This window comes from Streptomyces mutabilis, assembly GCF_014649815.1.
Taxonomy (GTDB): Bacteria; Actinomycetota; Actinomycetes; order Streptomycetales; family Streptomycetaceae; genus Streptomyces; species Streptomyces mutabilis.
In genome coordinates, this window is record NZ_BMTT01000014.1 from 132,354 (window position 1) to 158,020 (window position 25,667).

The 25,667-nt window shown below is 70.9% G+C and carries 22 protein-coding genes; 2 read left to right on the forward strand and 20 right to left on the reverse strand.

What is annotated here, in order from left to right:
• Positions 1–13: 13 nt before the first annotated feature.
• From relA to pgsA, 15 genes are all read right to left on the reverse strand, one after another.
• Positions 14–2,557 (reverse strand): GTP pyrophosphokinase, encoded by a 2,544-nt coding sequence (relA, locus tag IE142_RS25700; RefSeq protein ID WP_191887949.1) that lies wholly within the window; start codon positions 2,555–2,557, stop codon positions 14–16.
• A gap of 172 nt (positions 2,558–2,729) precedes the next feature.
• The gene (locus IE142_RS25705) at positions 2,730–3,278 is read right to left on the reverse strand and encodes an adenine phosphoribosyltransferase (protein ID WP_100047573.1); all 549 of its coding nucleotides are present in this window, start codon (positions 3,276–3,278) and stop codon (positions 2,730–2,732) included.
• Complete coding sequence (gene secF, locus IE142_RS25710; RefSeq protein ID WP_191887950.1) at positions 3,275–4,402, reverse strand: protein translocase subunit SecF; 1,128 nt, start codon at positions 4,400–4,402, stop codon at positions 3,275–3,277. The genes IE142_RS25705 and secF overlap by 4 nt, the downstream gene beginning before the upstream one ends.
• A 1-nt stretch (position 4,403) precedes the next feature.
• Entirely contained in the window at positions 4,404–6,203 is a 1,800-nt protein-coding gene (gene secD / locus IE142_RS25715) for a protein translocase subunit SecD (protein ID WP_191887951.1), read from the reverse strand.
• A gap of 133 nt (positions 6,204–6,336) precedes the next feature.
• Entirely contained in the window at positions 6,337–6,849 is a 513-nt protein-coding gene (yajC, locus tag IE142_RS25720) for a preprotein translocase subunit YajC (RefSeq protein ID WP_191887952.1), read from the reverse strand.
• Between the two features lie 176 nt (positions 6,850–7,025).
• Positions 7,026–8,099 (reverse strand): Holliday junction branch migration DNA helicase RuvB, encoded by a 1,074-nt coding sequence (gene ruvB / locus IE142_RS25725; protein WP_191887953.1) that lies wholly within the window; start codon positions 8,097–8,099, stop codon positions 7,026–7,028.
• Positions 8,100–8,119: 20 nt separating this feature from the next.
• The gene (gene ruvA / locus IE142_RS25730) at positions 8,120–8,725 is read right to left on the reverse strand and encodes a Holliday junction branch migration protein RuvA (RefSeq protein WP_100047115.1); all 606 of its coding nucleotides are present in this window, start codon (positions 8,723–8,725) and stop codon (positions 8,120–8,122) included.
• Positions 8,722–9,279, reverse strand: a complete 558-nt coding sequence (gene ruvC / locus IE142_RS25735) for a crossover junction endodeoxyribonuclease RuvC (protein ID WP_191887954.1) — start codon at positions 9,277–9,279, stop codon at positions 8,722–8,724. The genes ruvA and ruvC overlap by 4 nt, the downstream gene beginning before the upstream one ends.
• A 107-nt stretch (positions 9,280–9,386) precedes the next feature.
• Positions 9,387–10,139 carry a YebC/PmpR family DNA-binding transcriptional regulator gene (locus IE142_RS25740; RefSeq protein ID WP_043375078.1) on the reverse strand — a complete coding sequence of 251 codons (753 nt, stop codon included), beginning with the start codon at positions 10,137–10,139 and terminating at the stop codon, positions 9,387–9,389.
• Between the two features lie 47 nt (positions 10,140–10,186).
• A complete protein-coding gene (gene pdxT, locus IE142_RS25745; RefSeq protein WP_191887955.1) occupies positions 10,187–10,795 on the reverse strand; it encodes a pyridoxal 5'-phosphate synthase glutaminase subunit PdxT in 609 nt (202 codons plus the stop codon).
• Positions 10,796–10,807: 12 nt separating this feature from the next.
• The gene (gene pdxS / locus IE142_RS25750) at positions 10,808–11,719 is read right to left on the reverse strand and encodes a pyridoxal 5'-phosphate synthase lyase subunit PdxS (protein ID WP_191887956.1); all 912 of its coding nucleotides are present in this window, start codon (positions 11,717–11,719) and stop codon (positions 10,808–10,810) included.
• A gap of 132 nt (positions 11,720–11,851) precedes the next feature.
• Positions 11,852–12,394 carry a LemA family protein gene (locus IE142_RS25755; protein ID WP_100047119.1) on the reverse strand — a complete coding sequence of 181 codons (543 nt, stop codon included), beginning with the start codon at positions 12,392–12,394 and terminating at the stop codon, positions 11,852–11,854.
• Between the two features lie 66 nt (positions 12,395–12,460).
• Positions 12,461–13,624 (reverse strand): glycosyltransferase family 4 protein, encoded by a 1,164-nt coding sequence (locus IE142_RS25760; protein ID WP_191887957.1) that lies wholly within the window; start codon positions 13,622–13,624, stop codon positions 12,461–12,463.
• Positions 13,621–14,550 carry a phosphatidylinositol mannoside acyltransferase gene (locus tag IE142_RS25765; protein WP_191887958.1) on the reverse strand — a complete coding sequence of 310 codons (930 nt, stop codon included), beginning with the start codon at positions 14,548–14,550 and terminating at the stop codon, positions 13,621–13,623. Before IE142_RS25765 ends, IE142_RS25760 begins: the two co-directional genes overlap by 4 nt.
• A complete protein-coding gene (pgsA, locus tag IE142_RS25770) occupies positions 14,547–15,272 on the reverse strand; it encodes a phosphatidylinositol phosphate synthase (protein WP_191887979.1) in 726 nt (241 codons plus the stop codon). Before pgsA ends, IE142_RS25765 begins: the two co-directional genes overlap by 4 nt.
• Positions 15,273–15,480: 208 nt before the next feature.
• Between pgsA and IE142_RS25775 the strand changes: the two genes are divergently transcribed.
• On the forward strand, positions 15,481–17,679 hold the full coding sequence (locus tag IE142_RS25775) for an elongation factor G-like protein EF-G2 (RefSeq protein ID WP_191887959.1): 2,199 nt from the start codon (positions 15,481–15,483) through the stop codon (positions 17,677–17,679).
• A 240-nt stretch (positions 17,680–17,919) separates the two neighbouring features.
• Positions 17,920–19,581, forward strand: coding sequence for an AbeC-like domain-containing protein (locus IE142_RS25780; protein ID WP_043375061.1), 1,662 nt, complete (start codon positions 17,920–17,922; stop codon positions 19,579–19,581).
• A 43-nt stretch (positions 19,582–19,624) separates the two neighbouring features.
• Here IE142_RS25780 and IE142_RS25785 read toward each other — a convergent pair.
• From IE142_RS25785 to IE142_RS25805, 5 genes are all read right to left on the reverse strand, one after another.
• A protein-coding gene (locus IE142_RS25785; protein WP_440862273.1) for an IS5 family transposase occupies positions 19,625–20,556 on the reverse strand; the annotation gives its coding sequence in 2 pieces (ribosomal slippage) (positions 19,625–20,121 and positions 20,121–20,556; 933 coding nt in all).
• Positions 20,557–21,067: 511 nt separating this feature from the next.
• Positions 21,068–21,616, reverse strand: coding sequence for an HIT family protein (locus tag IE142_RS25790; protein ID WP_191887960.1), 549 nt, complete (start codon positions 21,614–21,616; stop codon positions 21,068–21,070).
• A 77-nt stretch (positions 21,617–21,693) separates the two neighbouring features.
• On the reverse strand, positions 21,694–23,673 hold the full coding sequence (gene thrS / locus IE142_RS25795; protein ID WP_191887961.1) for a threonine--tRNA ligase: 1,980 nt from the start codon (positions 23,671–23,673) through the stop codon (positions 21,694–21,696).
• Positions 23,674–23,764: 91 nt separating this feature from the next.
• Entirely contained in the window at positions 23,765–25,027 is a 1,263-nt protein-coding gene (locus tag IE142_RS25800; protein ID WP_191887962.1) for a hypothetical protein, read from the reverse strand.
• Entirely contained in the window at positions 25,024–25,590 is a 567-nt protein-coding gene (locus IE142_RS25805) for a DUF4365 domain-containing protein (protein WP_073730840.1), read from the reverse strand. Before IE142_RS25805 ends, IE142_RS25800 begins: the two co-directional genes overlap by 4 nt.
• Positions 25,591–25,667: the final 77 nt, after the last annotated feature.

Sequence of the window (25,667 nt, forward strand, 5' to 3'; positions counted from 1 at the left end):
CCCTTGGACCGCGCTACGACGGTCTGCGCGCCGACGTAACGCGGTACACGTCGTACACGCCCTCGACACCGCGTACGGCCTTCAGGACGTGGCCCAAGTGCTTGGGGTCGCCCATCTCGAAGGTGAAGCGGGAGGTGGCGACGCGGTCCCGGGAGGTCTGGACGGCCGCGGAGAGGATGTTGACGTGCTGGTCGGACAGTACGCGGGTGACGTCCGAGAGGAGCCGGGAGCGGTCCAGGGCCTCCACCTGGATGGCGACCAGGAACACGGAGGACTGGGTGGGAGCCCACTCGACCTCGAGGATGCGCTCGGGTTCACGGGAGAGCGAGTCCACGTTCACGCAGTCGCTGCGGTGGACGGACACGCCGCTGCCCCGGGTGACGAAGCCGATGATCGGGTCGCCGGGGACGGGTGTGCAGCAGCGGGCCAGCTTGACCCACACGTCCTCGACGCCCTTGACGACGACACCCGGGTCGGCACTGGTGCGGCGTTTGCGGCCGCGACCACGGGCGGGCGGGACCGACTCGTCGATCTCCTCGGTGGCCGCCTCCTCGCCGCCGAGCGCCTGGACCAGCTTCTGCACGATGTTCTGCGCGGAGACGTGGCCCTCGCCGATCGCCGCGTACAGCGCGGAGATGTCCGAGTAGCGCATCTCGTGCGCGAGGGTGACCAGGGAGTCGCCGGTCAGGATCCGCTGGATCGGCAGGTTCTGCTTGCGCATGGCGCGGACGATGGAGTCCTTGCCCTGCTCGATCGCCTCGTCACGGCGTTCCTTCGAGAACCAGGCGCGGATCTTGTTACGGGCGCGCGGCGACTTGACGAAGCCCAGCCAGTCGCGGGACGGGCCCGCGCCGGCCGCCTTGGAGGTGAAGACCTCCACCAGGTCGCCGTTGTCCAGGGTGGACTCCAGTGGGACCAGGCGCCCGTTGACCCGTGCCCCTATGGTCCGGTGGCCGACCTCGGTGTGTACCGCGTAGGCGAAGTCCACGGGCGTGGCCCCGGCCGGGAGCGCTATGACGTCGCCCTTGGGCGTGAAGACGAAGACCTCGTTGCGGGAGAGGTCGAAGCGCAGGGACTCGAGGAACTCGCCGGGGTCCTCGGTCTCCTTCTGCCAGTCGAGGAGCTGGCGCAGCCACGCCATGTCGTTGAGGTGGTCGTCCTTGCCCCTGCCGGACGACTTGGGCGCGTCGGAGCGGACCTTGGAGGCGCCGGCGACGGCCTCCTGCTTGTACTTCCAGTGCGCGGCGATGCCGTACTCCGCGCGGCGGTGCATGTCGAAGGTGCGGATCTGCAGCTCGACCGGCTTGCCGTTGGGTCCGATGACCGTCGTGTGCAGCGACTGGTACATGTTGAACTTCGGCATCGCGATGTAGTCCTTGAACCGCCCGGGAACCGGGTTCCAGCGGGCGTGGACCGTACCGAGCGCCGCGTAGCAGTCGCGAACGGTGTCCACCAGGACGCGGATGCCCACCAGGTCGTAGATCTCCGCGAAGTCACGGCCGCGGACGATCATCTTCTGGTAGACGCTGTAGTAGTGCTTGGGGCGGCCGGTGACGGTCGCCTTGATGCGGGCCGCGCGCAGGTCCTGCTGGACCTCGTCGGTGACGATCGCGAGGTACTCGTCGCGCTTGGGGGCGCGCTCGGCGACCAGGCGGACGATCTCGTCGTACATCTTGGGGTAGAGGATCGCGAAGGCGAGGTCCTCCAGTTCCCACTTGATGGTGTTCATGCCCAGGCGGTGGGCCAGCGGCGCGTAGATCTCAAGGGTCTCGCGGGCCTTCTTCTCCTGCTTCTCGCGCTTGAGATAGCGCATGGTGCGCATGTTGTGCAGGCGGTCGGCGAGCTTGATGACCAGGACGCGCGGGTCCTTCGCCATGGCGACGACCATCTTGCGGACGGTCTCGGCCTGCGCGGCCTCGCCGAACTTGACCTTGTCGAGTTTGGTGACGCCGTCGACGAGGAGCGTGACCACGTCACCGAAGTCGCGGCGCAGGTCCTCCAGGCCGTACTCGGTGTCCTCGACGGTGTCGTGCAGCAGGCCCGCCATCAGGGTGGCCGGGTCCATGCCCAACTCGGCGAGGATGGTGGTGACGGCGAGCGGGTGCGTGATGTACGGGTCGCCGCTCTTGCGCTTCTGGCCGCGGTGCCAGCGTTCGGCGACCTGGTAGGCGCGCTCGATCTGGCGCAGGGTCGCCGTCTCGATCTTGGGGTCGTTGCTGCGCACTATCCGCAGCAGCGGCTCCAGGACCGGGTTGTACGGGTTGGCGCGCTGCACCCCGAGGCGGGCGAGGCGGGCGCGTACGCGGTTGGAGGAGCCGGAGCGGGCGGGCTGCCCGGCGGGGGTGCGGACCACGGGCGCGTTGCGCTCACGCTCGGGCGGCATGGGCTTGGGACGGGGCTGCTGCTCGGCCGGCTTGTCGACGGGCGCGGACGGGGCGTGCTGGATCGGCCCGCGGGTGTCGTTCTTCGCCTGGGGCGCACTCGGCGCGGGCTTCGCCGCGGGCGCCGAGGCGGACTCGGGCTTTGCGGCGGTCAGTGGCTGGGCCTCGTCTGGCAAGAGGACTCCTCGTGCGCGATCCGGGTCCCCCGGTCAGGCTCCGGAGTCCCCATGGTAGCGATCCTGCACCCGAGGACCGCCTTCAGGCCGATGTGAGGGCCGTCAACCCGTGAAACGCCAGGGGCGGGCGCCGGATTCCTCCGGGCCCGCCCCAGGTGTGCGTACGTGACGCTCAGACGGTGAGCAGCGCCTTCAGCGGCGCCCCGGCCAGGGCGGGCTCCAGCCGGGCCCGGCCGCCGAGGAAGCCCAACTCCATCAGGACGGCGAGGCCCGCGACCTCGGCGCCGGCCCGGCGGATGAGCTCCAGCGAGGCCTCGGCGGTGCCGCCGGTGGCGAGGACGTCGTCGACGACCAGCACCCGGTCCCCGGCACTCAGGTCCTCGGCGTGCACCTCGATCTCGGCGGAGCCGTACTCCAGGTCGTACGACTGGCTGAGGGTGGCCCCGGGGAGCTTGCCGGCCTTGCGTACGGGGATGAAGCCGAGGCCGGCCCGCAGGGCCACCGGAGCGCCCAGGATGAACCCGCGGGCCTCCAGGCCCACGACCTTGGTCGCACCGGTGTCCCGCGCCACCTCGGCGAGCGCGTCGGTGAGCGCGGCGAAGGCCGCCGGGTCCGCCAGGAGCGGGGTGATGTCCTTGAACATCACACCCGGTTCCGGGTAGTCGGCCACGTCCCGGATGCGGCTGAGCAGCAGCTCCGTGATGTCGGTCGTCTCGGTCATCGGCGCTTCCCCGAGGGTCGGCCGCGACCGCGGGTGCGGGACGCGGGCTGGCTGCGCGGACCGACGACCGCGGGGGCCGCGTCGTCGGGCTCGTCGGCCTCGTCGTCGGCGTACCGCAAGTCGGCGTCGGACTCCACCGGCTCGCCCTTGGCGGCGGCCTGGGCGCGCTTGGCGAGGACGCGCTTCTTGAGGGACTTCATCTGCGGCTCGGCCTCCTTGAGGTCGGCGACGAGCGGCGTGGCGATGAAGATCGACGAGTACGCGCCGGCCGCGAGGCCCACGAACAGCGACAGGGAGATGTCGTTGAGCATGCCGGCGCCGAGGACACCGCCACCGATGAACAGCAGGCCGCCCACCGGCAGCAGCGCGACCACCGTGGTGTTGACGGAGCGGACCAGGGTGCTGTTGATCGAGCGGTTGGCGATCTCGCCGTACGTCCAGCGGGTCTGTTTGGTGATGTCCCTCGTCTGTTCCTTGAGACTGTCGAAGACCACGACCGTGTCGTAGAGCGAGTAACCGAGGATCGTGAGCAGACCGATCACCGTGCCGGGCGTGACCTCGAAGCCGACGAGGGCGTAGACGCCGACGGTGATGGTGATGTCGTGGACCAACGCGACGAACGCGGCCAGCGCCATGCGCCACTCGAAGGCGATGGCCAGGTAGATGACCACAAGGACCATGAAGATCCCGAGGCCCTGCCACGCCTTGTTCGCGATCTGGTCGCCCCAGCTGGGGCCGACCAGATCCGCGTTGATCTTCTCGGCCGGGACGTCGAGGTCCTTGGAGAGTTCTTCCTTGATCTGGTCCGAGGCCGCGGTGTCGGTGCCCGAGATCTGGATGCGGAGGCTGCCGTCACCGAGCTTCTGGACGATCGCGTCGTGGCCCGACGCCTCCTCCGCGTACGTCTCGGCCTGGGAGACCGAGGCGCTCATGTTCTTCGGAGTGGTGAAGACCGCGCCGCCCTGGAACTCGATGCCCATGTGCAGGCCGCGCACCGCCAGGCCGACGATGGCCGTGATGGTGATCAGGATCGAGATGCCGTACCAGAGCTTGCGGTTCTTGACGAAGTCGTAGCCGATCTCGCCGTGGTGCAGTCGGGCGCCGAGGTTGCCGAGCTTTCCCATCTCACGCCTCCTTCGGGTCGACGGGGCCGGCGACGGGGCGCGCGGGACGGCGGGTGCGGCGCAGCGGCGGCTTGGCGCCCAGGCTCTTCGGGTCGAGGCCGGACCACTTGTGACCGCTCGCGAAGAACTTGCGGCGGGCCATCAGCGTCAGCAGCGGCTTGGTGAAGAGGAACACCACCACCACGTCGAGCAGGGTGGTCAGGCCGAGCGTGAACGCGAAGCCCTGCACCTTGCCGACGGTGACCACGAAGAGCACCGCGGCGGCGAGGAAGGACACGAAGTCGGAGACCAGGATGGTGCGCCGGGCGCGCGGCCAGGCCCGCTCGACGGCGGGGCGCAGCGTGCGGCCCTCCCGGATCTCGTCGCGGACGCGTTCGAAGTACACGATGAACGAGTCCGCCGTGATGCCGATCGCGACGATGGCACCGCACACGGCCGGCAGGTTCAGCGCGAAGCCGATGGTCGGGCCGAGCAGCGACATGATCACGTACGTGAGACCCGCGGAGACCAGCAGCGAGGCGACGGCGATGAACGACAGCCCGCGGTAGTAGACCAGCAGGTAGATGACGACCAGGGCGAGGCCGATCGCGCCGGCGATCAGACCGGCCTCAAGCTGCTCACCGCCGAGCGCGGCGGTGACGGTGGTGACGCTGTCCTCCTTGAAGGTCAGCGGCAGGGCACCGTAGGACAGCATGTTGGCGAGGCCTTGGGCCTCTTCCTGGTCGAAGTTGCCGGAGATCTCCGCGCTGCCGCCGGTGAGTGCCTGGCTGACGTAGGGGTCGGAGACGACCTCGTTGTCCAGGACGATGGCGAACTGGTTCTGCGGAGACTGGTTCTGGGCCAGCTTGCCGGTGATATCGGCGAACTTCTTGGCACCGTCGTCCGTGAACTTCATCGTCACGGTCCAGCCGGCGGCGGTCTGGGTGTTGAAGACGGCCTCGGACTGGTCGACGTCCGTGCCGTCGACCGCGGCGGGGCCGAGGATGTACTTCTGCCACTGGCCCTGCGCGTTCTGGCCGCAGGCGATCATCGAGTCGCCGGGCTTGGAACCGGCGCCGGCCTTGGTGCGGGCCGCTTCGTCGGTGCAGTCCAGGGCGGCGTACTGCTCCTGCAGCTTGGCGGTCGCGTCGTCACCGGAGGCGCTGGCGCTCGGGGACGGGGAGGCGCCGTCGGACGCCGTGCCGGAGGGGCTCGGGTCGGCCTTGAGGGCGTCGCTGGCGGCGCGGCCCTGGGTGGTCGCGCTCGCCGAGGCGGAGTCGGACGGGGAGCCGCTCGCCTTGTCGCCGTCGGTGGCCTTGTCCTTGTCGGCCGCGCCGTCCGTCGCCTTGTCCGTCGGCTCGCCGGAGGCGTTGCCGGTGGCGCTCGGCGAGGGGCTGCCGGTCGCGCCGGCTCCGGACAGCTCCGTGGCTACGACCGGGCGGAAGTAGAGCTTCGCGGTGGTGCCGACCTGCTCCCGGGCTTCCTTCGAGTTCGTCCCCTTGGGGATGTTGACGATGATGTTCCGGTCGCCCTGGGTCTGGACCTCGGCTTCGGAAACACCCAGACCGTTGACGCGGCGCTCCATGATCTCGACGGCCGTGTCCATGTTGGTCTTGTTGATCGCGGACTCCTGGCCCGCCTCCGGAACCGCGCGGAGCGTGATGCTCGTGCCGCCGGCCAGATCGATACCGAGACGCGGAGTCGTGTGTCCGGAGGCGAACATGCCTCCGGTGAGCGCCACGATGGCGATCAGAATCAGGGCCAGCGAGCGCCCGGGCTTACTCTGAGCGCTCGCATTCTTCCCCTTTTTAGGTGCTACCACCTTTGCGTACTCCCTCTCGGGCCGCGTCGCGCCGGGGAGGCGTCACCGGCGGCCATCACATGGTGTTGGAATCCGTGCGAGCCGCGCGTCGCACGGGGTGCGCGGGAACGGTCCGCACACCCCGGAGCACGGCTTACTTCGCCTCGGAACCGCCGTCGGACTTCTTCGCCTGCTCGTCCGTCTTGGCCTCGGCGGACGTGGCGTCGGCCGTCGGCTCGTCGGCCGGCGTGTCGTCGGCGTCCTTCTTGCCGAGGTCGACGGACTTGTCGCCGGAGGCGTCAGCGTCGTCGGCGGAGGCGTCGGTCCCGGTGAGGGAGGAGGCATCGTCCGGGACCATGTCGGAGTCGGACTTCAGGTCGTGCTCGATGCCGTGGACGATGCGGTTGTACTCGTCGTCCGTCAGGACGGCACCGATGGAGTTCTTGGCGAAGAGCAGTTCCACACCCGGGCCGGCGTCAAGGAGGACCGTGTCGTCGTTGACCTCCTTGACCGTGGCGTACATGCCCCCGATGGTGCGGACGCCGGAACCGGGCTGCATCTGGTTCCGCATGTCGACGGCCTGCTGCTGCTTCTTCTTCGCCGACCGGGTCATCAGGAACATGGCCCCGATGAGCACGATGAACGGGAGGAGGGTCACGAGACTCACGGGTCGGTACTTCCTTCACACGACCGCAGATGGTGAGCGGCCTGATGGTTGGGGGTGTGTGCGCCGCCGACAAGGGCGGCATCGGCGGAGTCTAAGCGAGTCCGCGCGCATGGAACAACGCTCAGCATGGCACCGGGGTTCCTGCTCCGGCGAATGTCCTCTTCGTGACGGTGCCGTCACGCCCCGAACAAGTCCTGTTGTCCGTTTCCGGAACCCTGCGCACGCGGCGGGGTGAGGCCGAGATGCGCCCATGCTGCCGGGGTCGCCACCCGTCCGCGCGGCGTGCGGGCCAGCAGGCCCTCCCGTACGAGGAACGGTTCGGCGACCTCTTCCACTGTCTCACGCTCCTCCCCCACGGCGACGGCGAGCGTGGACAGGCCGACCGGGCCGCCGCCGAACAGCTTGAGCAGCGCCTCCAGCACGCCCCGGTCCAGCCGGTCCAGGCCCCGGGCGTCCACCTCGTAGACGGCGAGTGCGGCGGCGGCGATCTCCTGGGTGATCAGGCCGTCGGCCTTGACCTGCGCGTAGTCGCGGACCCGGCGCAGCAGACGGTTGGCGATACGGGGGGTGCCGCGGGAGCGGCCGGCGATCTCGGCGGCGCCGGCCGGGTCGATCTCGACGTCGAGCAGGCCGGCGGAACGATGGACGACGCGTTCCAGTTCCGCCGGGCCGTAGAACTCCATGTGCGCGGTGAAGCCGAAGCGGTCGCGCAGCGGGGGCGGCAGCAGCCCGGCGCGCGTGGTGGCGCCGACGAGGGTGAAGGGGGGCAGTTCGAGGGGGATGGCGGTGGCGCCGGGCCCCTTGCCGACGATGACGTCGACGCGGAAGTCCTCCATCGCCATGTAGAGCATCTCCTCGGCGGGCCGCGACATGCGGTGGATCTCGTCGAGGAAGAGCACCTCGCCCTCCTGGAGGGAAGAGAGGATCGCCGCGAGGTCGCCGGCGTGCTGGATGGCGGGGCCGGAGGTGATGCGGATGGGGGCGCCCATCTCGGCCGCGATGATCATCGAGAGGGTGGTCTTGCCGAGGCCCGGGGCTCCCGAGAGCAGGACGTGGTCGGCGGTCGCCCCGCGCGCGCGGGCGGCACGCAGGACGAGGTCCAGCTGCTCGCGGACCTTCTCCTGGCCGATGAACTCGCCCAGGTCCTTGGGGCGCAGGGCGGCCTCGACGGCCTGGTCCTCACCGTCGGCGGCCGGGCCCACCAGCCGGTCGGCGGCTTCGGTGCCGGTCGTGTCGTCGTCCCAGTTCACGGTGTGAGTCTCCTAGCCGGCTATCGGGCGCGGTTGAGCGTCTGGAGGGCCGCCTTCAGCAGCTGTCCCACCTGGGGTGTGCCCCCGGCGGCCTCCGCCTGGGGCGTCACAGCGGTGACGGCCTCGTCCGCCTCGCGGGTCGCGTACCCGAGGCCGATCAGGGCGGCGTGCAGCTGGTCGCGCCAGCCGGTGCTGACCGGGGCGCCCACGGCGGGGGCGCCGACCGGTTCGCCGAGGCGGTCCTTCAGTTCGAGCAGCAGCTTCTGGGCGCCCTTCTTGCCGATGCCGGGGACGGCGGTCAGCGCCTTCTCGTCACCGGTCGACACCGCCCTGCGCAGGGCGTCCGGACTGTGCACGGCCAGCATCGCCTGGGCCAGGCGGGGGCCCACGCCGCTGGCGGTCTGCAGGAGCTCGAAGACCTGGCGCTCGTCGTCGTCGGCGAAGCCGTACAGGGTGAGCGAGTCCTCGCGCACGACGAGGGAGGTGGCGAGCTTGGCGGGCTTGCCGAGGCGGAGTGTGGAGAGCGTGTTCGGCGTGCACTGGACGGCCATGCCGACGCCGCCGACCTCGACCACCGCGGTGTCGGGGGCGAGGGCGGCGACGGTGCCGCTGACGAAGGCGATCATGTCGTACGGCCTTTCGAGGCGTGCTGGGTGCGGGGAGCCCGGGACGCGTGCCGGGTCACGGCCTGCTGGAGCCGGTTCTGCGCGGGGGCGCGCCAGATGTGGCAGATCGCGAGGGCGAGGGCGTCCGCCGCGTCGGCGGGCTTGGGGGGCGAGGCGAGCCGCAGCAGGCGGGTGACCATGGCGCCGACCTGCGCCTTGTCCGCGCGGCCGCTGCCGGTGACGGCGGCCTTGACCTCGCTCGGGGTGTGCAGGGCGACGGGGATGCCGCGGCGGGAGGCGCACAGGATGGCCACGGCGCTGGCCTGGGCGGTGCCCATGACCGTGCGGACGTTGTGCTGGCTGAAGACGCGCTCCACGGCGACGTACTGCGGTTGATGCTCGTCGAGCCACTGGTCGATGCCCTGCTCGACGGCGACGAGACGGTGGCCGAGGTCGGCGTCCGCCGGCGTGCGGACGACGCCCACGCCGACCATGGTCAGCGGTCTGCCCGCGACTCCCTCGACGACCCCGACGCCGCAGCGGGTCAGCCCGGGGTCCACCCCCAGTACGCGCACCCGGCCCCCTCTCGTCGATCACCTGTTTGTGCAGGCTATCGGGTGGCACTGACAAAGCGGCGGGCCGACGGGTTGTGTCCCGTCGGCCCGCTGAGCCAGTGGACGCGTTACGCGTCGACCTTCTCCATGATCTCGTCGCTCACGTCGAAGTTGGCGAAGACGTTCTGCACGTCGTCGCTGTCCTCCAGGGCGTCGATCAGCTTGAAGATCTTCCGGGCACCCTCCTCGTCCAGCTCGACCTGCATGGTCGGAACGAAGTTGGCGTCGGCGGACTCGTAGTCGATGCCGGCGTCCTGCAGGGCCGTGCGGACGGCGACCAGGTCGGTGGCCTCGCTGAGCACCTCGAAGGACTCGCCGAGGTCGTTGACCTCCTCGGCGCCCGCGTCGAGGACGGCGCCGAGAACGTCGTCCTCGCCCAGCTCGCCCTTGGGCACGATCACGACGCCCTTGCGGTTGAACAGGTACGACACCGAGCCGGGGTCGGCCATGGAGCCGCCGTTGCGGGTCATGGCGACGCGGACGTCGGAGGCGGCGCGGTTGCGGTTGTCGGTGAGGCACTCGATGAGCACCGCGACGCCGTTCGGGCCGTAGCCCTCGTACATGATCGTCTCGTAGTCGGCGCCACCGGCCTCCAGGCCGGCGCCGCGCTTGACCGCGGAGTCGATGTTCTTGTTCGGGACCGACTGCTTCTTCGCCTTCTGGATGGCGTCGTACAGCGTCGGGTTGCCGTCGATGTCGGCACCGCCCATGCGGGCCGCGACCTCGATGTTCTTGATCAGCTTCGCGAAGAGCTTGCCGCGCTTGGCATCGATGACGGCCTTCTTGTGCTTCGTCGTGGCCCATTTAGAGTGGCCGGACATCTGCCTGTCTCCTTCGCGTAACCCGTCTTTGTACGAACGGAGGAATCCTACAAGGACTCCGCGGCCCCGTTCGCGCGCACCATGTCGGCGAAGAGGCGGTGCACGCGGTGGTCGCCGGTCAGCTCCGGGTGGAACGACGTGGCCAGCGCGTTGCCCTGGCGGACGGCGACGATGTGGCCGTCGTGCTCGGCGAGCACCTCGGCGGCGGCGCCGACGGACTCGACCCAGGGGGCGCGGATGAAGACGCCCTCCACGGGGACGCCCTCCACGCCCTTGACGTCGACGGCCGCCTCGAAGGACTCGTTCTGCCGTCCGAAGGCGTTGCGGCGCACGATCATGTCGATGCCGCCGACCGTCTCCTGCCCGGAGCGCGGGTCGAGGATCTTGTCGGCCAGCATGATCATGCCGGCGCAGGTGCCGTACACGGGCATGCCGTTCCGAACGCGCGCGCGGAGGGGCTCCATCACACCGAAGAGGACGGCCAGTTTGGAGATGGTGGTGGACTCGCCGCCGGGGATGACCAGGCCGTCGACCTCGGCGAGTTCTTCGGGGCGCCTCACCGGCCTGGCCACGGCGTCGGCCGCGGCCAGGGCGACGAGGTGCTCCCTGACGTCGCCCTGGAGGGCCAGGACGCCGATGACGGGGGTGTCACTCATGGGATCGGTGCCTTACCAGCCGCGGTTGGCGTAGCGCTCGGTCTCGGGCAGGGTGTCGCAGTTGATGCCGACCATGGCCTCGCCGAGGTTGCGGGAGGCGTCGGCGACGATCTTCGGGTCGTCGTAGAAGGTGGTCGCCTTCACGATGGCGGCGGCGCGCTTGGCGGGGTCGCCGGACTTGAAGATGCCGGAGCCGACGAAGACGCCCTCGGCGCCGAGCTGGCGCATCAGGGCGGCGTCGGCCGGGGTGGCGACGCCGCCGGCGGAGAAGAGGACCACCGGCAGCTTGCCCAGCTCGGAGACCTCCCTGACCAGCTCGTACGGGGCGCGCAGTTCCTTGGCGGCGGCGTACAGCTCGTTGTTGTCGTAGCCGCGCAGGCGGGCGATCTCGTTCTTGATCTGGCGAAGGTGGCGGACGGCCTCGACGACGTTGCCGGTGCCGGCCTCGCCCTTGGAACGGATCATCGCGGCGCCCTCGGCGATGCGGCGCAGGGCCTCGCCCAGGTTGGTGGCGCCGCAGACGAACGGGGTGGTGAAGGCCCACTTGTCGGAGTGGTTGACCTCGTCGGCCGGGGTGAGGACCTCGGACTCGTCGATGTAGTCGACGCCGAGGGACTGCAGCACCTGGGCCTCGACGAAGTGGCCGATGCGGGACTTGGCCATCACCGGGATGGAGACGGCGCCGATGATGCCCTCGATCATGTCCGGGTCGGACATGCGGGCCACGCCGCCGTCCTTGCGGATGTCGGCGGGGACACGCTCCAAGGCCATGACGGCGACGGCGCCCGCGTCCTCGGCGATCTTCGCCTGCTCGGGCGTGACGACGTCCATGATCACGCCACCCTTGAGCTGCTCGGCCATGCCGCGCTTCACGCGGGCGGTGCCGGTCTCGGGGGCCTGGTTTTCGGAGAGCGTGCTGGACACGGGTACCTCGCTGAGGGGAAGGGGGTCTGTGCAGCAACGAGAAAACGTGAGGGGACCAGGCCACAGCAAGGGCCAATGGGAAGCCGGTGGATCGTTTTCCGGTCCGGGACCGGTGCTTCGGCCCGCCGTGCGCTACGCGGCCCGCTCGACCAGCGCGGCCGGCGACTCGTCGTCCATCTCGAAGGCGAGCGGGAAGGGGGCGTGCCCGGCGAGGCGGAACCAGCGGACCTTGCGGTGCTCGCGCAGCCTGCGCGCGGCCCCCACCGCGTCGTTGTGGAACCGCCGGGCCATCGGTACCCGGCGCACGGCCTCGGCCAGCTCGTGGGCCGCCTCGTCTCCCCCGGGGGCCTCGCGCAGGGCGTCCACCTGCTGCGGCTCGGCGAACACCGCCCGCAGCGCCTGGCTCAGCTCGCTCTCGGCGACCTCACGCTGTTCGTCCTCCGCCTGCCGGGCGGCGTGCGCGGCTTCGTACAGCACCATGGAAGCGGCCGGGTCGAGGACGCCCGAGGTGGCCAGTTCCTGGGCCACGGACGCCCTGCGCAGCAGTTGCGCGTCGAGTGCCGCGCGGGCGGCGTCGATCCGGGCGTGCAGGCGGTCCAGGCGGCCGGCCGTCCAGCTGAGGTAGAGGCCGACGGCCACGAGGACGGCCAGGATCCAGATGAGAGTTGCGGTCACGGGCCGCAACCCTAGTCAACCCCCGGGCGGGCCGAGAATTGCGATGCCCCTTCGGAGGCTCGGCGCTCAGTCCCTCGCCAGCCCGAAGCGGGCCCTCAGGCCCGTCGCCCGGTCGTCCGTCGCCACCGCCGCCGCGCCGGCCGTCACCGTCTCGTAGACGGAGAGGATGTCCGCGCCGACCGTGGACCAGTCGAAACGCCGTACGTGTGCGCTGCCCCGGTCCCGCAGCGCCGCCCGGCGATCCGGATCCGCCAGCAGCCGTACGGCCGCGTCGGCCAGCGCGTCGGCGTCCTCGTTGGGGAACAGTTCACCGGCCGCCCCCCGGTCGAGGACCTGGGCGAAGGCGTCGAGGTCGGAGGCGAGCACGGGAGCGCCTGCCGACATGGCCTCGACCAGGACGATCCCGAAGCTCTCGCCGCCGGTGTTGGGGGCCACGTACAGGTCGACGCTGCGCAGGAAGCGGGCCTTGTCCTCGTCGCTGACCATGCCGAGGAACTCCACCCGGGAGCGCAGCTCGGCGGGCAGGGACGCCACCGCCTCCTTCTCGTCACCGCGCCCGGCGACCAGCAGCCGGGCCTGCGGGCGGACGGCGAGGATCTTCGGCAGGGCCCGCATCAGGACCGGCAGGCCCTTGCGGGGCTCGTCGATGCGCCCTATGAAGCCGATCGTGTCCCCCTGCCACTCGGGCTTCGGCTCGGCGTCGGCGAAGAAGCCGACGTCGACGCCGTTGGGGATGACGACCGCGTCACCGCCGAGGTGCTCGACGAGCGTGCGGCGGGCGTACTCGCTCACCGCGATCCGGGCGCTGATCTTCTCCAGGGCGGCCTGGAGGATCGAGTACGCGGCGATCATCGCGCGGGAGCGCGGATTGGACGTGTGGAAGGTGGCCACGATCGGGCCCTGCGCCGCCCAGCAGGTGAGCAGGCCGAGCGAGGGCGAGGTCGGTTCGTGGATGTGGATGACGTCGAAGGCACCGTCGTGCAGCCAGCGGCGCACCCGGGCCGCCGAGAGGAAACCGAAGTTCAGGCGGGCCACCGAGCCGTTGTACGGCACCGGCACCGCGCGGCCTGCCGAGACGACGTAGGGGGGCAACGGGGTGTCGTCGTCGGCGGGGGCGAGGACGGACACCTCGTGGCCGAGCCGGATGAAGTACTCGGCCAGGTCCCGGATGTGGAACTGGACGCCGCCGGGTACGTCCCAGGAATACGGGCAGACGATGCCGATCCTCACGAGGCGCCCCGCTCGCGGTTCCCGGGAGCCTTGGCCGGGTCGAGGTCCTTGAGCCACAAGCGCTGCAGCATGTGCCAGTCCTCCGGGTGGTCGGCGATTCCCGTGGCGAAGGCGTCGGCCAGGGCCTGTGTCATGGCAGACGTCCTTTCGGCCCGGGTGCCTGACTCGGGGACCTCGACCGGCGGGTGCACCCGGCCCCGCATCACGGGCGAGTCGTCGTACCAGAGCGTCGCCGGCAGCAGCCGGGCGCCGGTCTGCTGGGCGAGGAGGGCGGGGCCGGCGGGCATGCGGGCCGTCTCGCCGAAGAAGTCGACCTCCACGCCGGAGGCGGACAGGTCGCGGTCGGCCACCAGGCACACGAGACCGCCCTCGCGCAGCCGCCGGGCCAGCGTGCCGAACGCCGAGCCGCCGCTGTGCGGCAGGACCTCCATGCCGAGCCCTTCGCGGTAGGCGACGAAGCGGTCGTAGAGGGTTTCCGGCTCGAGGCGCTCGGCGACCGTCGTGAAGGGGATGCCGAGCTGGGTGGTGACCCAGGCGCCGGCCAGGTCCCAGTTGGCCAGGTGCGGGAGGGCGAGGACGACACCCTGGCCCGCGTCCATGCCGTCGGTGAGGTGGTGCAGGTCCTTGGGGGCGAAGCCCTCCCCGACGCGCTCCGAGCTCCACGCGGGGAGGCGGAAGGACTCCATCCAGTAGCGCAGGTAGGACCGCATGCCCGCGCGGGAGAGCGCGGCGAGCCGCTCGGGGCTCGCGCCGGGCACCACCCGCGCGTAGTTGCTCTCCAGCCGCCGCACGCCCGTGCCGCGCCGCTTCCAGGCGACGTCCGCGACGGTGCGGCCGAGGCGCGCCGCGACCGGCTCGGGGAGCTTCTTCACCGTGCCCCAGCCGGCCGCGTACAGGGCGTCGGTCAGCCGCTCCCGAGCGCTCACTTCGCCGCCTCGGTGCCGTGGTTCTCCTGCGCGGCGGCGTCCGCCTCGGCGGCCTCGCGGCGGACCGTGACGACGCGCTGCACAAGCGTGACCAGACTGCCGACGGCGACGATCCACAGGGCGACCGGCAGCAGGTACTGGATGCCGGGCACGCCGAACTCGTGCAGGCCCGCGAGACCGGCGGCGACCAGCGAGACGACCAGGCGCTCGGCGCGCTCGACCAGGCCGTTGACCGCGACGGGCAGCCCGATCGACTCGCCGCGCGCCTTGGTGTACGACACCACCTGACCACTGGCCAGGCAGAAGATCGACACGGCGCACAGGATGTTGTCGTCACCGGCGCCCGCGTACCAGAGGGCGAAACCGCCGAAGATCGCACCGTCGGCGACCCGGTCCAGCGTGGAGTCCAGGAACGCGCCCCAGCGGCTGGAGCGGCCCAGCTGGCGGGCCATGTTGCCGTCGACGAGGTCGGAGAAGACGAAGAGCGTGATCACGACCGTGCCCCAGAAGAACTCGCCCATGGGGTAGAAGACCAGCGCTCCCGCGACCACACCCGCGGTGCCGATCAGCGTGACCGTGTCCGGGCTGACGCCCCGGCGGATGAGAAACGCGGCGAGCGGTGTGAGGACACGCGTAAAAAATGCACGCGCGTACTTGTTCAGCATGGCCTTCCCGACGGTCGGTGTGGCCGCGCGGCCCCTGCTGGCCACCGGCTGGCCCATCGTAGTCACGCGCGCGTGTGGGCGGCGGACGGGCACCCGTAGCCTCCGGTGGGCGACCGGTGGGCGGCAGGGGGCCCGTCGTTCGTATGGACGCGGCGTGACGGGAGTGGAAAGCTCGAAGAACCGCGGGCGTCGCCGGAGCCGCCAGTGCACGCGGTCCCGCGCGTCCGCGCCCACAGTGACCTCACCGTGCACGGGAGGCAAGGACATGGGCGACAAGGCACACACCCACCCCGGAGCCGCCGGAAGGGCGTCGGCGGCCGACCATCCCACGTCCGTACGGAATGTGGTGCTGGTCGGCCACTCCGGATCGGGCAAGACGACTCTGGTGGAGGCTCTCGCGTTGACGGCGGGGGCACTGAACCGGGCGGGCCGCGTGGAGGACGGAGGCTGCGTCTCGGACTACGACGAGATGGAGCGCCGGCAGCAGCGCTCCGTACAGCTCTCCCTGGTGCCGGTCGGATGGGACGGCATCAAGGTCAACCTCCTGGACACCCCCGGGTACGCCGACTTCGTCGGCGAGCTGAGGGCCGGTCTGCGCGCGGCGGACGCGGCCCTCTTCGTCGTCTCGGCCTCCGACGGCGTGGACGGCTCGACCCGCATGGTGTGGGAGGAGTGCGCCGCCGTCGGCGTGCCCCGCGCCATCGTGATCACACACCTGGAGGCCGCCCGCGCGGACTTCGAGGAGACGACGCGGATCTGCGCGGAGGCCTTCGGCGGGGACGACCCCGACGCCGTGCTGCCGCTGTACCTGCCGCTGCACGGCCCGCAGGCGCCCGACGGGCACGCGCCCGTGACGGGGCTCGTGGGGCTGCTGTCGCGGAAGCTGTTCGACTACGCCTCGGGCGAGCGCGTGGAGTCCGAACCGGGCGAGGACCAGCTGCCGCAGCTCGACGAGGCGCGCTCCATGCTGATCGAGGGGATCATCTCGCAGAGCGAGGACGAGACCCTCATGGAGCGCTATCTCGGCGGCGAGCAGGTCGACGTCAAGTCACTGATCGAGGACCTGGAGCGGGCCGTGGCGCGCGGGGTGTTCTTCCCCGTCCTGGCGGCCGCCCCCGCGGCCGAGGGGGCCCGGCAGGGGCTCGGCACGGTCGAACTGCTGGAGTTGATCACGCGTGGCTTCCCGACGCCCCTGGAGCGCGAGGCGCCGCGGGTCACCACTACCGACGGTGTGCCGCGCGAGCTGCGGATGTGCGACCCCGGCGAGTCACTGGTCGCGGAGGTCGTCAAGACGTCCTCGGACCCCTACGTCGGCCGGATCTCGCTGGTCCGCGTGTTCTCCGGCACCCTGCGCGCCGACCAGACGGTGCACGTCTCCGGGCACGGACTGGCCGACCGCGGCCACGAGGACCACGACGTCGACGAGCGCATCGGTGCCCTGTCGACCCCCTTCGGCAAGCAGCAGCGGCCGGTGTCGCACGTGATCGCGGGCGACCTGGCGTGCGTGGCCAAGCTGAGCCGCGCGGAGACCGGGGACACGCTGTCGTCCAAGGACGACCCGCTCCTGATGGCCCCGTGGGAGATGCCCGACCCCCTGCTGCCGCTCGCCATCCAGGCGCACAGCAAGCCTGACGAGGACAAGCTCTCCCAGGGCCTGGCGCGGTTGGTCGCGGAGGACCCGACGATGCGCCTGGAGCAGAACCAGGACACGCACCAGGTGGTCCTGTGGTGCCTGGGCGAGGCCCACGCCGACGTGGCCCTCGAACGGCTGCGCAGCCGCTACGGCGTCCAGGTCGACGTCGTGCCCCACCGGGTCCCGCTGCGGGAGACGTTCGGGACCAGGGCGGCCGGGCGCGGACGGCACGTCAAGCAGTCCGGCGGGCACGGGCAGTACGCCATCTGCGAGATCGAGGTGGAGCCGCTGCCGGGCGGCTCGGGCATCGAGTTCGTGGACAAGGTGGTCGGCGGCGCGGTGCCCCGGCAGTTCATCCCGTCCGTCGAGAAGGGGGTGCGCGCACAGGCCGCCAAGGGCGTCGCCGCGGGCCATCCGCTGATCGACGTGCGCGTGACGCTGCTCGACGGCAGGGCGCACTCCGTGGACTCCTCCGACGCCGCCTTCCAGACGGCCGGCGCGCTGGCGCTGCGGGAGGCCGCCGCCGAGGCCAAGATCCACCTGCTGGAGCCGGTCGCCGAGGTGAGCGTCCTGGTCGGCGACGACTACGTGGGTGCGGTGATGAGCGACCTGTCCGGCCGGCGCGGCAAGGTGCTCGGCACCGAGCAGACCAGCGGCGGGCGGACCGTGATCCGGGCCGAGGTACCCGAGATGGAGATCGGCCGGTACGCGGTGGACCTGCGCTCCCTCTCGCACGGCACCGCACGCTTCGACCGCCGCTACGCCCGGCACGAACCGATGCCGCAGCAGGTCGCGGAGCGCCTGCGGGAGGAGCTGCGGGCCGCGTCGTAGCGCACCGGGGGAACGGCGGGAGTCGGCGCGGGAGTCCGGCGTCGGCTCCCGCAGCGGACGCGCTCCCCCGGCGCACGAGGGCGCGTCCCGGGGCCGACCCGCGCGCGCGGGGGGCGCCTTTGGCCGTCCGGTGACGCACGTCGGTTGCTGCGGATACGCTGATGACCTGATCAACAGGTGTGCGGGGCAGGGAAGTCGGGAAGGCCGCAGGAGCGACAGTGGTGGCGATCGGGGGCGGGAATGACCGTTGACGGCGGTTACGCGGACTTCTTCGGACCGCAGGTGCCGCGTACGGACGACGGAGGGCAGACGGCCACGTTCGCGCTGGCCTCGGCCGCCTACCGGGACAACCCGGTGGAGGAGATCAAGAAGGCCGACAACGAGTGGCACCAGACGACCGTCAACGCGGGCCGGTCCTGGGCCACGATCTTCCGGCCCAACCTCGGCGAGGCGTTCTCCCGCGCGGTGGCCGACCGCATGCTGGGCAGCGGCCGCAAACCCCTCATCCAGTCCTTCGGCGCCGAGCCGCAGGTCGTCGTCGAGCACTGCCTCGCGGCCAACGGCATCCGCAAGGCACGCGACAACCGGCTGACCATGATCAGCGTGGTCTGCGGACTGCTGTTCCTGCCGGGCATGCTGATCTGGCTGCTCGGCTTCCAGATCCGCACCACCGTCGCCAAGGCGGAGAACAAGCAAGCCGGCGCGCTGGGCACCGCGGTGCTGGTGGCGATCGCCGCGCTGGCCGTGCTGTTCCTCGTCAAGATGCCCTTCTCCGGCTTCTGGGCCTGGTACGCGCGTGCGGCGGTGGTGATGCCGGTCGTCGGCTGGTTCTGGGCCAAGCGGATCTGCGAGAGCACGGCGAAGGACCTGCGGGAGCGCTGGGACGGCCTGCTGTCGGGCAGCGGCGTGGGCGCCAAGGTCCCGGAGGCGGTGCCCACCAACCCGGGTGAGACCGCGGCCGAGCAACTGCGCCAGTCCCTGGCCAAGCTCGGCGCCGAGCAGCAGTCCAACTCCGTCTTCTACGCCGGTCCCAAGGGCATACTCGGGATGGGCACCCGCTGGGGCAGCTGGCAGCTCGCCGAGAACCTCGTGCCCGCGGACCCGACCCGGGAAATCCACCCCTTCCGCAGCTGGGACGTGGTGAGGTCCATCCACGACCAGTTGCGCATGCTGGAGCGCGGCCCGCTCAACACCGGCGGCTTCACCAAGCCCTCCATACGGCACTGGATCGTCACCCCGATCGGGGAGAACGCAAAGGCGGTGTCCCGTCCGGAGGGCACCGACGTAGAGGCGTACCAGGTCAAGTCGCACGCGATACAGGACATCTGCAACAAGCAGCAGTTCGGCGCCGGCGACCGGCACTACCTGGGCGTCCAGTGGACGCTGTGGGACGGCCAGTTGGTGATCACCATGCTGATCACGGTGACCGTGCTGCACGAGACGCTGCGCATCGAGGTCACCGGACACGCTCTCGGCCCGGTGAACCCGCTGTTCACCACCAAGCCGGAGGCGCCCTCCAAGGAGGTCGCCAAGTCGTTCAAGCCGTGGGAGACCCGCAAGGTGATGCTCCCGCTGGTCACCGCCAACGAGGTGGTACGGCTCGCCGTCCGCGCGCCGCTCACCTGGTATCCCCCGCTGCTGAACTGGCTGGGCGGCACGATCGCGTTGCCGGAGCCGTTCGGGCTGCGGCACGCGTGGGCGGACCAGCCGTGGCGGCACCGCTTCATGGCCGACGACGCGCTGCGGGCGGCGGCGCCGGTGCTGCGGGTGGTGCACTCGGCGGCGATCCGGGTGCTGGAGGAGAACGGCGTGGACACGGAGAAGTTCGGGACGCGGTCGGCGTTCCTGAGTACGGCCGTGCAGGATCCGACACCGGGCAAGGCCGACCTGTACAACGCGTAGGTCCCGTCGCGGGGTCCCGGGGTGCTAGGTTCTGTCCCGCCGATCATGTCCGGAGCCAGATGATGGTTGCTGCGACGGTTATGGTGCCCAGGTAGACGTATGCGCGCTTGTCGTACCTCGTGGACACAGCTCGGTAGTTCTTGAGCTTGTTGATCGCCCGTTCCACGGTGTTGCGCTTCTTGTACCGCTCCTTGTCGAAGCCGGGTGGGCGACCCCCTGCCCGGCCCCGGCGTACGCGGTTCACGGCCTGGTCGCTCTTCTCGGGGATGACGTGGCGGATGCCGCGTCGCCGCAGGTAGCGGCGGGTCCGGCGATTGCTGTATGCCTTATCGGCGCTCACGCTGTCTGGTGTGGTGCGCGGGCGGCCTGGCCCGAGTCGAGGCACCCGAATGCGTTCCATGACTGGCTCGAACTGCGTGCAGTCCGCCCGCTGGCCTGCCGTCAGCAACAGTGAGAGCACGCGGCAACGCCCGTCGGCACTCAGGTGAATCTTGGTGGTGAAGCCTCCTCGGGAACGACCGAGCGCCTCGCCTCCTGCACCACCTCCGCCAGGCGGGCGCGCAGCCTCACCCACGGTCTTCCGCTCTGGTGTGCCATCGCGGCCGCCCCTTTTGACGCGGCGGGCGGCGGAGCTTTCCGCGCGCCGGCCGCATGCTGGTGGGCACGGATTGAGGTGGAATCAACCGAGACGGCCCAGTCGATCCCACCGGCGGCATCGACCTGGGCCTGCGCCTGCTGGAGCAGCCGTTCCCAGGTTCCGTCGGCCGACCAGCGCCGATGGCGCTCGTAGACGGTCTTCCATGGCCCGTAGCGTTCAGGCAGGTCACGCCACTGCACCCCGGTCCGCACCCGGTGCAGGATGCCGTTGATCACTTGGCGGTGATCGCGCCATCGCCCGCAGCGGTTGTTGCCCGTGGGAAGGAGCGGCTCCAGACGTCGCCACTCCGCCTCTGTCAGATCCCCCCGACCCGTCACGCAAGAGCCAACGAACCAGTGGGTGTCATGGGTACGGTCAGCATCTGCGGTGCCACCACGCCAGCTCCGGGTCTTCCGTCGGCTCGTGATGCGTTCGCCCGAGGAGTACCGCGTCCAGGCACTCGACCTGCACCCGGAGTTCGCCGGCGGCCCTTGGCGGAAGCATGAACAGAGCGTCTTGCAGCTTGTCCCGGGCCCAACCCTCGCCGCAGCAGGGGCAGGTGAACTCCGCCTCCCATTGCCTCCACCGGCGCCTCGTGCCGTGGACGCGCACGGACCACACGCTTAGCGCCACCGCCACGATGCCCGGAGACAATCGCTCCCGTTCGAGCACACGGATAGCGGCATTCGCCGCTCCCGACAGACCTGGGACATCGCGATACCGCACCCAGGGTCTACCCCAGCCGCGTTCCCGCGGCCGAATCGAAGCTGGTGTTCTACGAGGCACGGCCCCTTCGGATGCCAGTCATGGACGGCATCCTCCCACAGCCCAAGATCGGCCGGACAGAACCTAGGGGGAGGGCCACGCCTCCGCCAGCATCTTGCGGGTGTCCCCCAACAGCTGCGGCAGCACCTTCGTGTGGCCGACGACCGGCATGAAGTTCGTGTCGCCGCCCCAGCGGGGCACGATGTGCTGGTGGAGGTGGGCGGCGATGCCCGCGCCGGCCACCGCGCCCTGGTTCATGCCGATGTTGAAGCCGTGCGCGCCGGACGCGGTGCGCAGCGCCGTCATCGCCTGCTTGGTCAGCTCGGCGAGCTCCGCCGTCTCCACCTCGGTCAGTTCGGTGTAGTCGGCGACGTGGCGGTACGGCACGGTCATCAGGTGGCCGCCGTTGTACGGGTACAGGTTGAGCACCGCGTACACGTGCTCGCCGCGCCGGACGACCAGCCCGTCCTCGTCGGACTTGGCCGGGATCGAGCAGAAGGGACAGCCGTCGGCGGCGCCGGGGCCGCTCGGCTTGTTCTCGCCCTGGATGTAGGCCATCCGGTGGGGCGTCCACAGGCGCTGGAACGCGTCCTGCGTCCCGACTCCGATCTGCTGCTCCGGCTCACTCGTCATGCGTGCAGCATATGGCGTCGCGTGCGGTGACAGGGAAAGGCCCCCGGGAACTCCCGGGGGCCCTCCGCGGTGGCCGGTCAGACCTGCGCCCGCTCCTCGACGACCTTCGCGATCTTCGCGATGGCCTCGTCGACGGGGATGCCGTTCTCCTGGGAACCGTCGCGGTAGCGGAAGGAGACCGCGCCGTTCGCCATGTCCTCGTCGCCCGCGATGACCATGAAGGGCACCTTCTGCTTCTGGGCGTTGCGGATCTTCTTCTGCATGCGGTCGGAGGAGGAGTCGACCTCGACGCGCAGACCGGCCGCCCTGGCCTTCTCGGCGAACTCCCGCAGGTACGGCACGTGCGCGTCGCCGATCGGGATGCCGAGCGCCTGGACGGGCGCGAGCCACGCCGGGAAGGCACCCGCGTAGTGCTCCAGCAGCACACCGAAGAAGCGCTCGATGGAGCCGAACAGCGCCCGGTGGATCATGACCGGCTGCTGGTGCGAGCCGTCCGCCGCGGTGTACTCCAGCCCGAACCGCTTGGGCTGGTTGAAGTCGACCTGGATGGTCGACATCTGCCAGGACCGGCCGATGGCGTCCTTGGCCTGCACGGAGATCTTCGGGCCGTAGTAGGCGGCGCCGCCCGGGTCAGGGACCAGGGGCAGGTTCTGCTTCTCGGCGGCCAGGCGGAGCGCCTCCGTGGCCTCCTCCCAGTCCTCGTCCGAGCCGATGAACTTGTCGGAGTCGTCGCGGGTGGACAGCTCCAGTTCGAACTCGGTCAGGCCGTAGTCGCGCAGCAGGTCGAGCACGAAGGTCAGAAGCGTGTCCAGCTCCTGCGGCATCTGCTCCTTGGTGCAGTAGATGTGCGAGTCATCCTGGGTGAAGCCGCGCGAGCGGGTCAGCCCGTGCACGACGCCCGACTTCTCGTACCGGTACACCGTCCCGAACTCGAACAGGCGCAGCGGCAGCTCACGGTAGGAGCGGCCCCGCGACTTGAAGATCAGGTTGTGCATCGGGCAGTTCATCGCCTTGAGGCGGTAGTTCTGCTCGTCGAACTGGATGGGCGGGAACATGCCCTCCGCGTAGTGCGGCAGGTGCCCGGAGATCTCGAAGAGGTGCTCCTTCGAGATGTGCGGGGTGTTCACGAACTCGTAGCCGGAGACCTCGTGCCGGCGGCGCGAGTAGTCCTCCATGACCTTGCGGATCACGCCGCCCTTGGGGTGGAAGACCGCGAGGCCAGGGCCCAGCTCGTCGGGGAAGGAGAACAGGTCGAGCTCGGCGCCGAGCTTGCGGTGGTCGCGCTTCTCGGCCTCGGCGAGGAAGTCCAGGTGCGCCTTCAGCTCGTCCTTGGACGGCCAGGCGGTGCCGTAGATGCGCTGGAGCTGCGGGTTCTTCTCGCTGCCGCGCCAGTAGGCGGCGGCCGACCGCATCAGCTTGAAGGCGGGGATGACGCGGGTGGTCGGCAGGTGGGGGCCTCGGCAGAGGTCCTTCCAGCACAGCTCGCCGGTCTTGGCGTCGAGGTTGTCGTAAATGGTCAGCTCACCGGCGCCGACCTCGGCGTCGGCACCGTCGGCGGCCTGTCCGGCGGCACCCTTGAGGCCGATCAGCTCCAGCTTGTACGGCTCACCGGCCAGCTCGTCGCGGGCGGCCTCGTCGGTGACGACGCGGCGGGAGAAGCGCTGGCCGCGCTTCTGGATCTCCTGCATCTTCTTCTCGATGGCCTTGAGGTCATCGGGATGGAAGGGCTTCTCGACGTCGAAGTCGTAGTAGAAGCCGTCCTTGATGGGCGGGCCGATGCCCAGCTTGGCCTCGGGGAACAGCTCCTGCACGGCCTGCGCCATGACGTGCGCGGTGGAGTGGCGCAGGATGTCCAGGCCGTCCTCGGAGGAGATCTCGACGCCCTCGACGGTCTCGCCGTCCTTGACCTCGTAGGCGAGGTCCTTGAGCTCACCGGCCACGCGCGCCGCGATGATCGAGCGCTGGCCGGCGAAGAGCTCGGCGGCCGTAGTGCCCGTCGTCACCACGCGTTCTTCCTGCTCCGAATCGCGTTGGATGATCACACGGACGTCTGACACCGGTCTCTCCTGACTGAAGTGGGGCTGCGGCGCCATACCGGAGCGCACGCATGAGGGCGATCGTACCGACCGGGGACCGCCCACCGCGAAATCAGTCCCCGCGGTCGCCGTCGTCCTCGCCGTCTCCTCCGCAGGTCTCCTCGAAGAAGGCCGCCACCTCCACGTGCTCCTGGACCGCCTTCAGCAGCCGGTCCCGCTCCGCGTCGTCGACCGGCACGGGGGCCAGCTCGCAGGCCCCGGTGAGCCGGCGGAAGCCGCCCCGGCTCTCCAGCCGGCCCAGTACCCGCACGGGCAGCCCGAGGAGGTGGGCGTGCCCGGCGATCCGGTAGGCCTCCTCGTCCAGCGTCATCCGCACGTGCGGCACGTCGGCTCCGGCCAGCACCCGCAGCCGTACGGTGCCCGCGCCGCGCGGCCCGGGCCGGCGCATGCGGACGACGGTGCCGGTGAGCCGCACCGGCACGGAGGGCTCGGCGCGCAGGTAGCGGGCGGCTGCCTCACGCAGGGCGGGCAGGTCGCCGGGCGAGAACTCGACGGGTTCGGCGAGATCGGCGCAGCCCTCGGGGACGCCGGCGGCCGGCGCCCAGTCGATGCCGACGCGGGCGCCCTGGGTGCCGCGGACCAGGGCGACGAGTGCGTCGGCGAGTTCGTGGCTGACGCCTGCCGCCACGGCCGTGTCGAAGGCCTCCAAGCCGCCGGTGGCCCGCCGGTAGTCGACGGCCTCGCGGGCGGCGTACAGCGCGTGGTGGAGGCGTACGGCGAGGGGGCGGCCGGTGGTGACGGGCACGAACGCCGTGAGTCGGCGGCCGCCGGGGGCCGCGCCGACCAGGACGTTCTCCAGGGCCTCGGCGGCGGAGCGCCGGTGGCGGGCTCCGTGGTAGCCCGCACGCGCGCGCGTGGCGAGCGCGCCGGCGAGGAGCATCCGTCGGGCGGCGGAGCGCAGCTGTTCCTCGGCGGCCCAGGACGCGGCGTCGCCGGGTCCGGCGGGTACGTCGCGCCCCCAGCGGATCTCGTCGCTGGGTACGGCGAGGGAGACCAGGATCTCGCGGGCGGCGGGCGTGCCGCTGCGGGACAGGGCGAGCAGGGCTTCGGCGAGCAGGTCGTCGCTGTCGGGGAAGGCGCGGCTGACCGGCACCAGCAGGCTGGTGGCGCCCGCGCCCGGGCCGGGCGGGGTCCAGCGGCCGTAGCGGGCCGGCGCGCCTCCGCGCCGACGCCAGCCGTGCCGGTGGAGCAAGGCGGTCAGCACGGCCGGGTCGACCGTGCCGGACTCGGGCGGGTGGCCGTCGCCCCAGGCCGCTCCGTCGACGAGGTGGGGCCGCACGGCGCGCAGGGGTTCTCCGGCCGGGCGGTGCGTCATGGTTTCCCTCCCGTCCCGACCCGCGTCATGATCTCGCACAGCGCCCGGTCGTCGAAGATCCGCGCGGTCGGTATCCGCACGGTGGTGCGCCGCCGGCCGGTGACCGGGTGGCCGGCGAGGTTGGTCCAGTAGCAGCAGTGCCTGAGGTCGAGCCGGTCGTGGCCGGCGCGCAGCCACTGGTCCCGGGACCGGGGGACGATCATCACGACGAGGATCTTGTGCACCGAGACCGGGGTGCGGGCGAGTTTCGCCAGGTGGTCGTTGTCGAGGGTGAAGGAGAAGAAGCGGCCCGGCGGGCTCGGCGGTATCTGGTACGTCGCCTTGAGCTGCACCTTGATGGTGACCTCGTCGTCGACGGTGTGCCCGGGGGCGCTGTGGCTGACGTGCCAGTCGATGCCGTTGTCCGGGAACGGCTGCGAGAGCGAGCAGCCCGCCGCCGCCGCGACCGCGTGGAGGTAGCCGACCTGCAAGGTCTCCATGCAGGCGGTGGTGGCGAGGGAGCCGCGAGTGGGCGCGGTGCGCTCGGGCAGCAGCCCGCCCCGTTCGGGCTGCGCTATGGCCATGACCAACAGCCTTCCAGAACTGGTGTATCCCCGCTGCGGGCCCGTGAACTGCGCAGACCCTCACTCCTGTTGTGTCC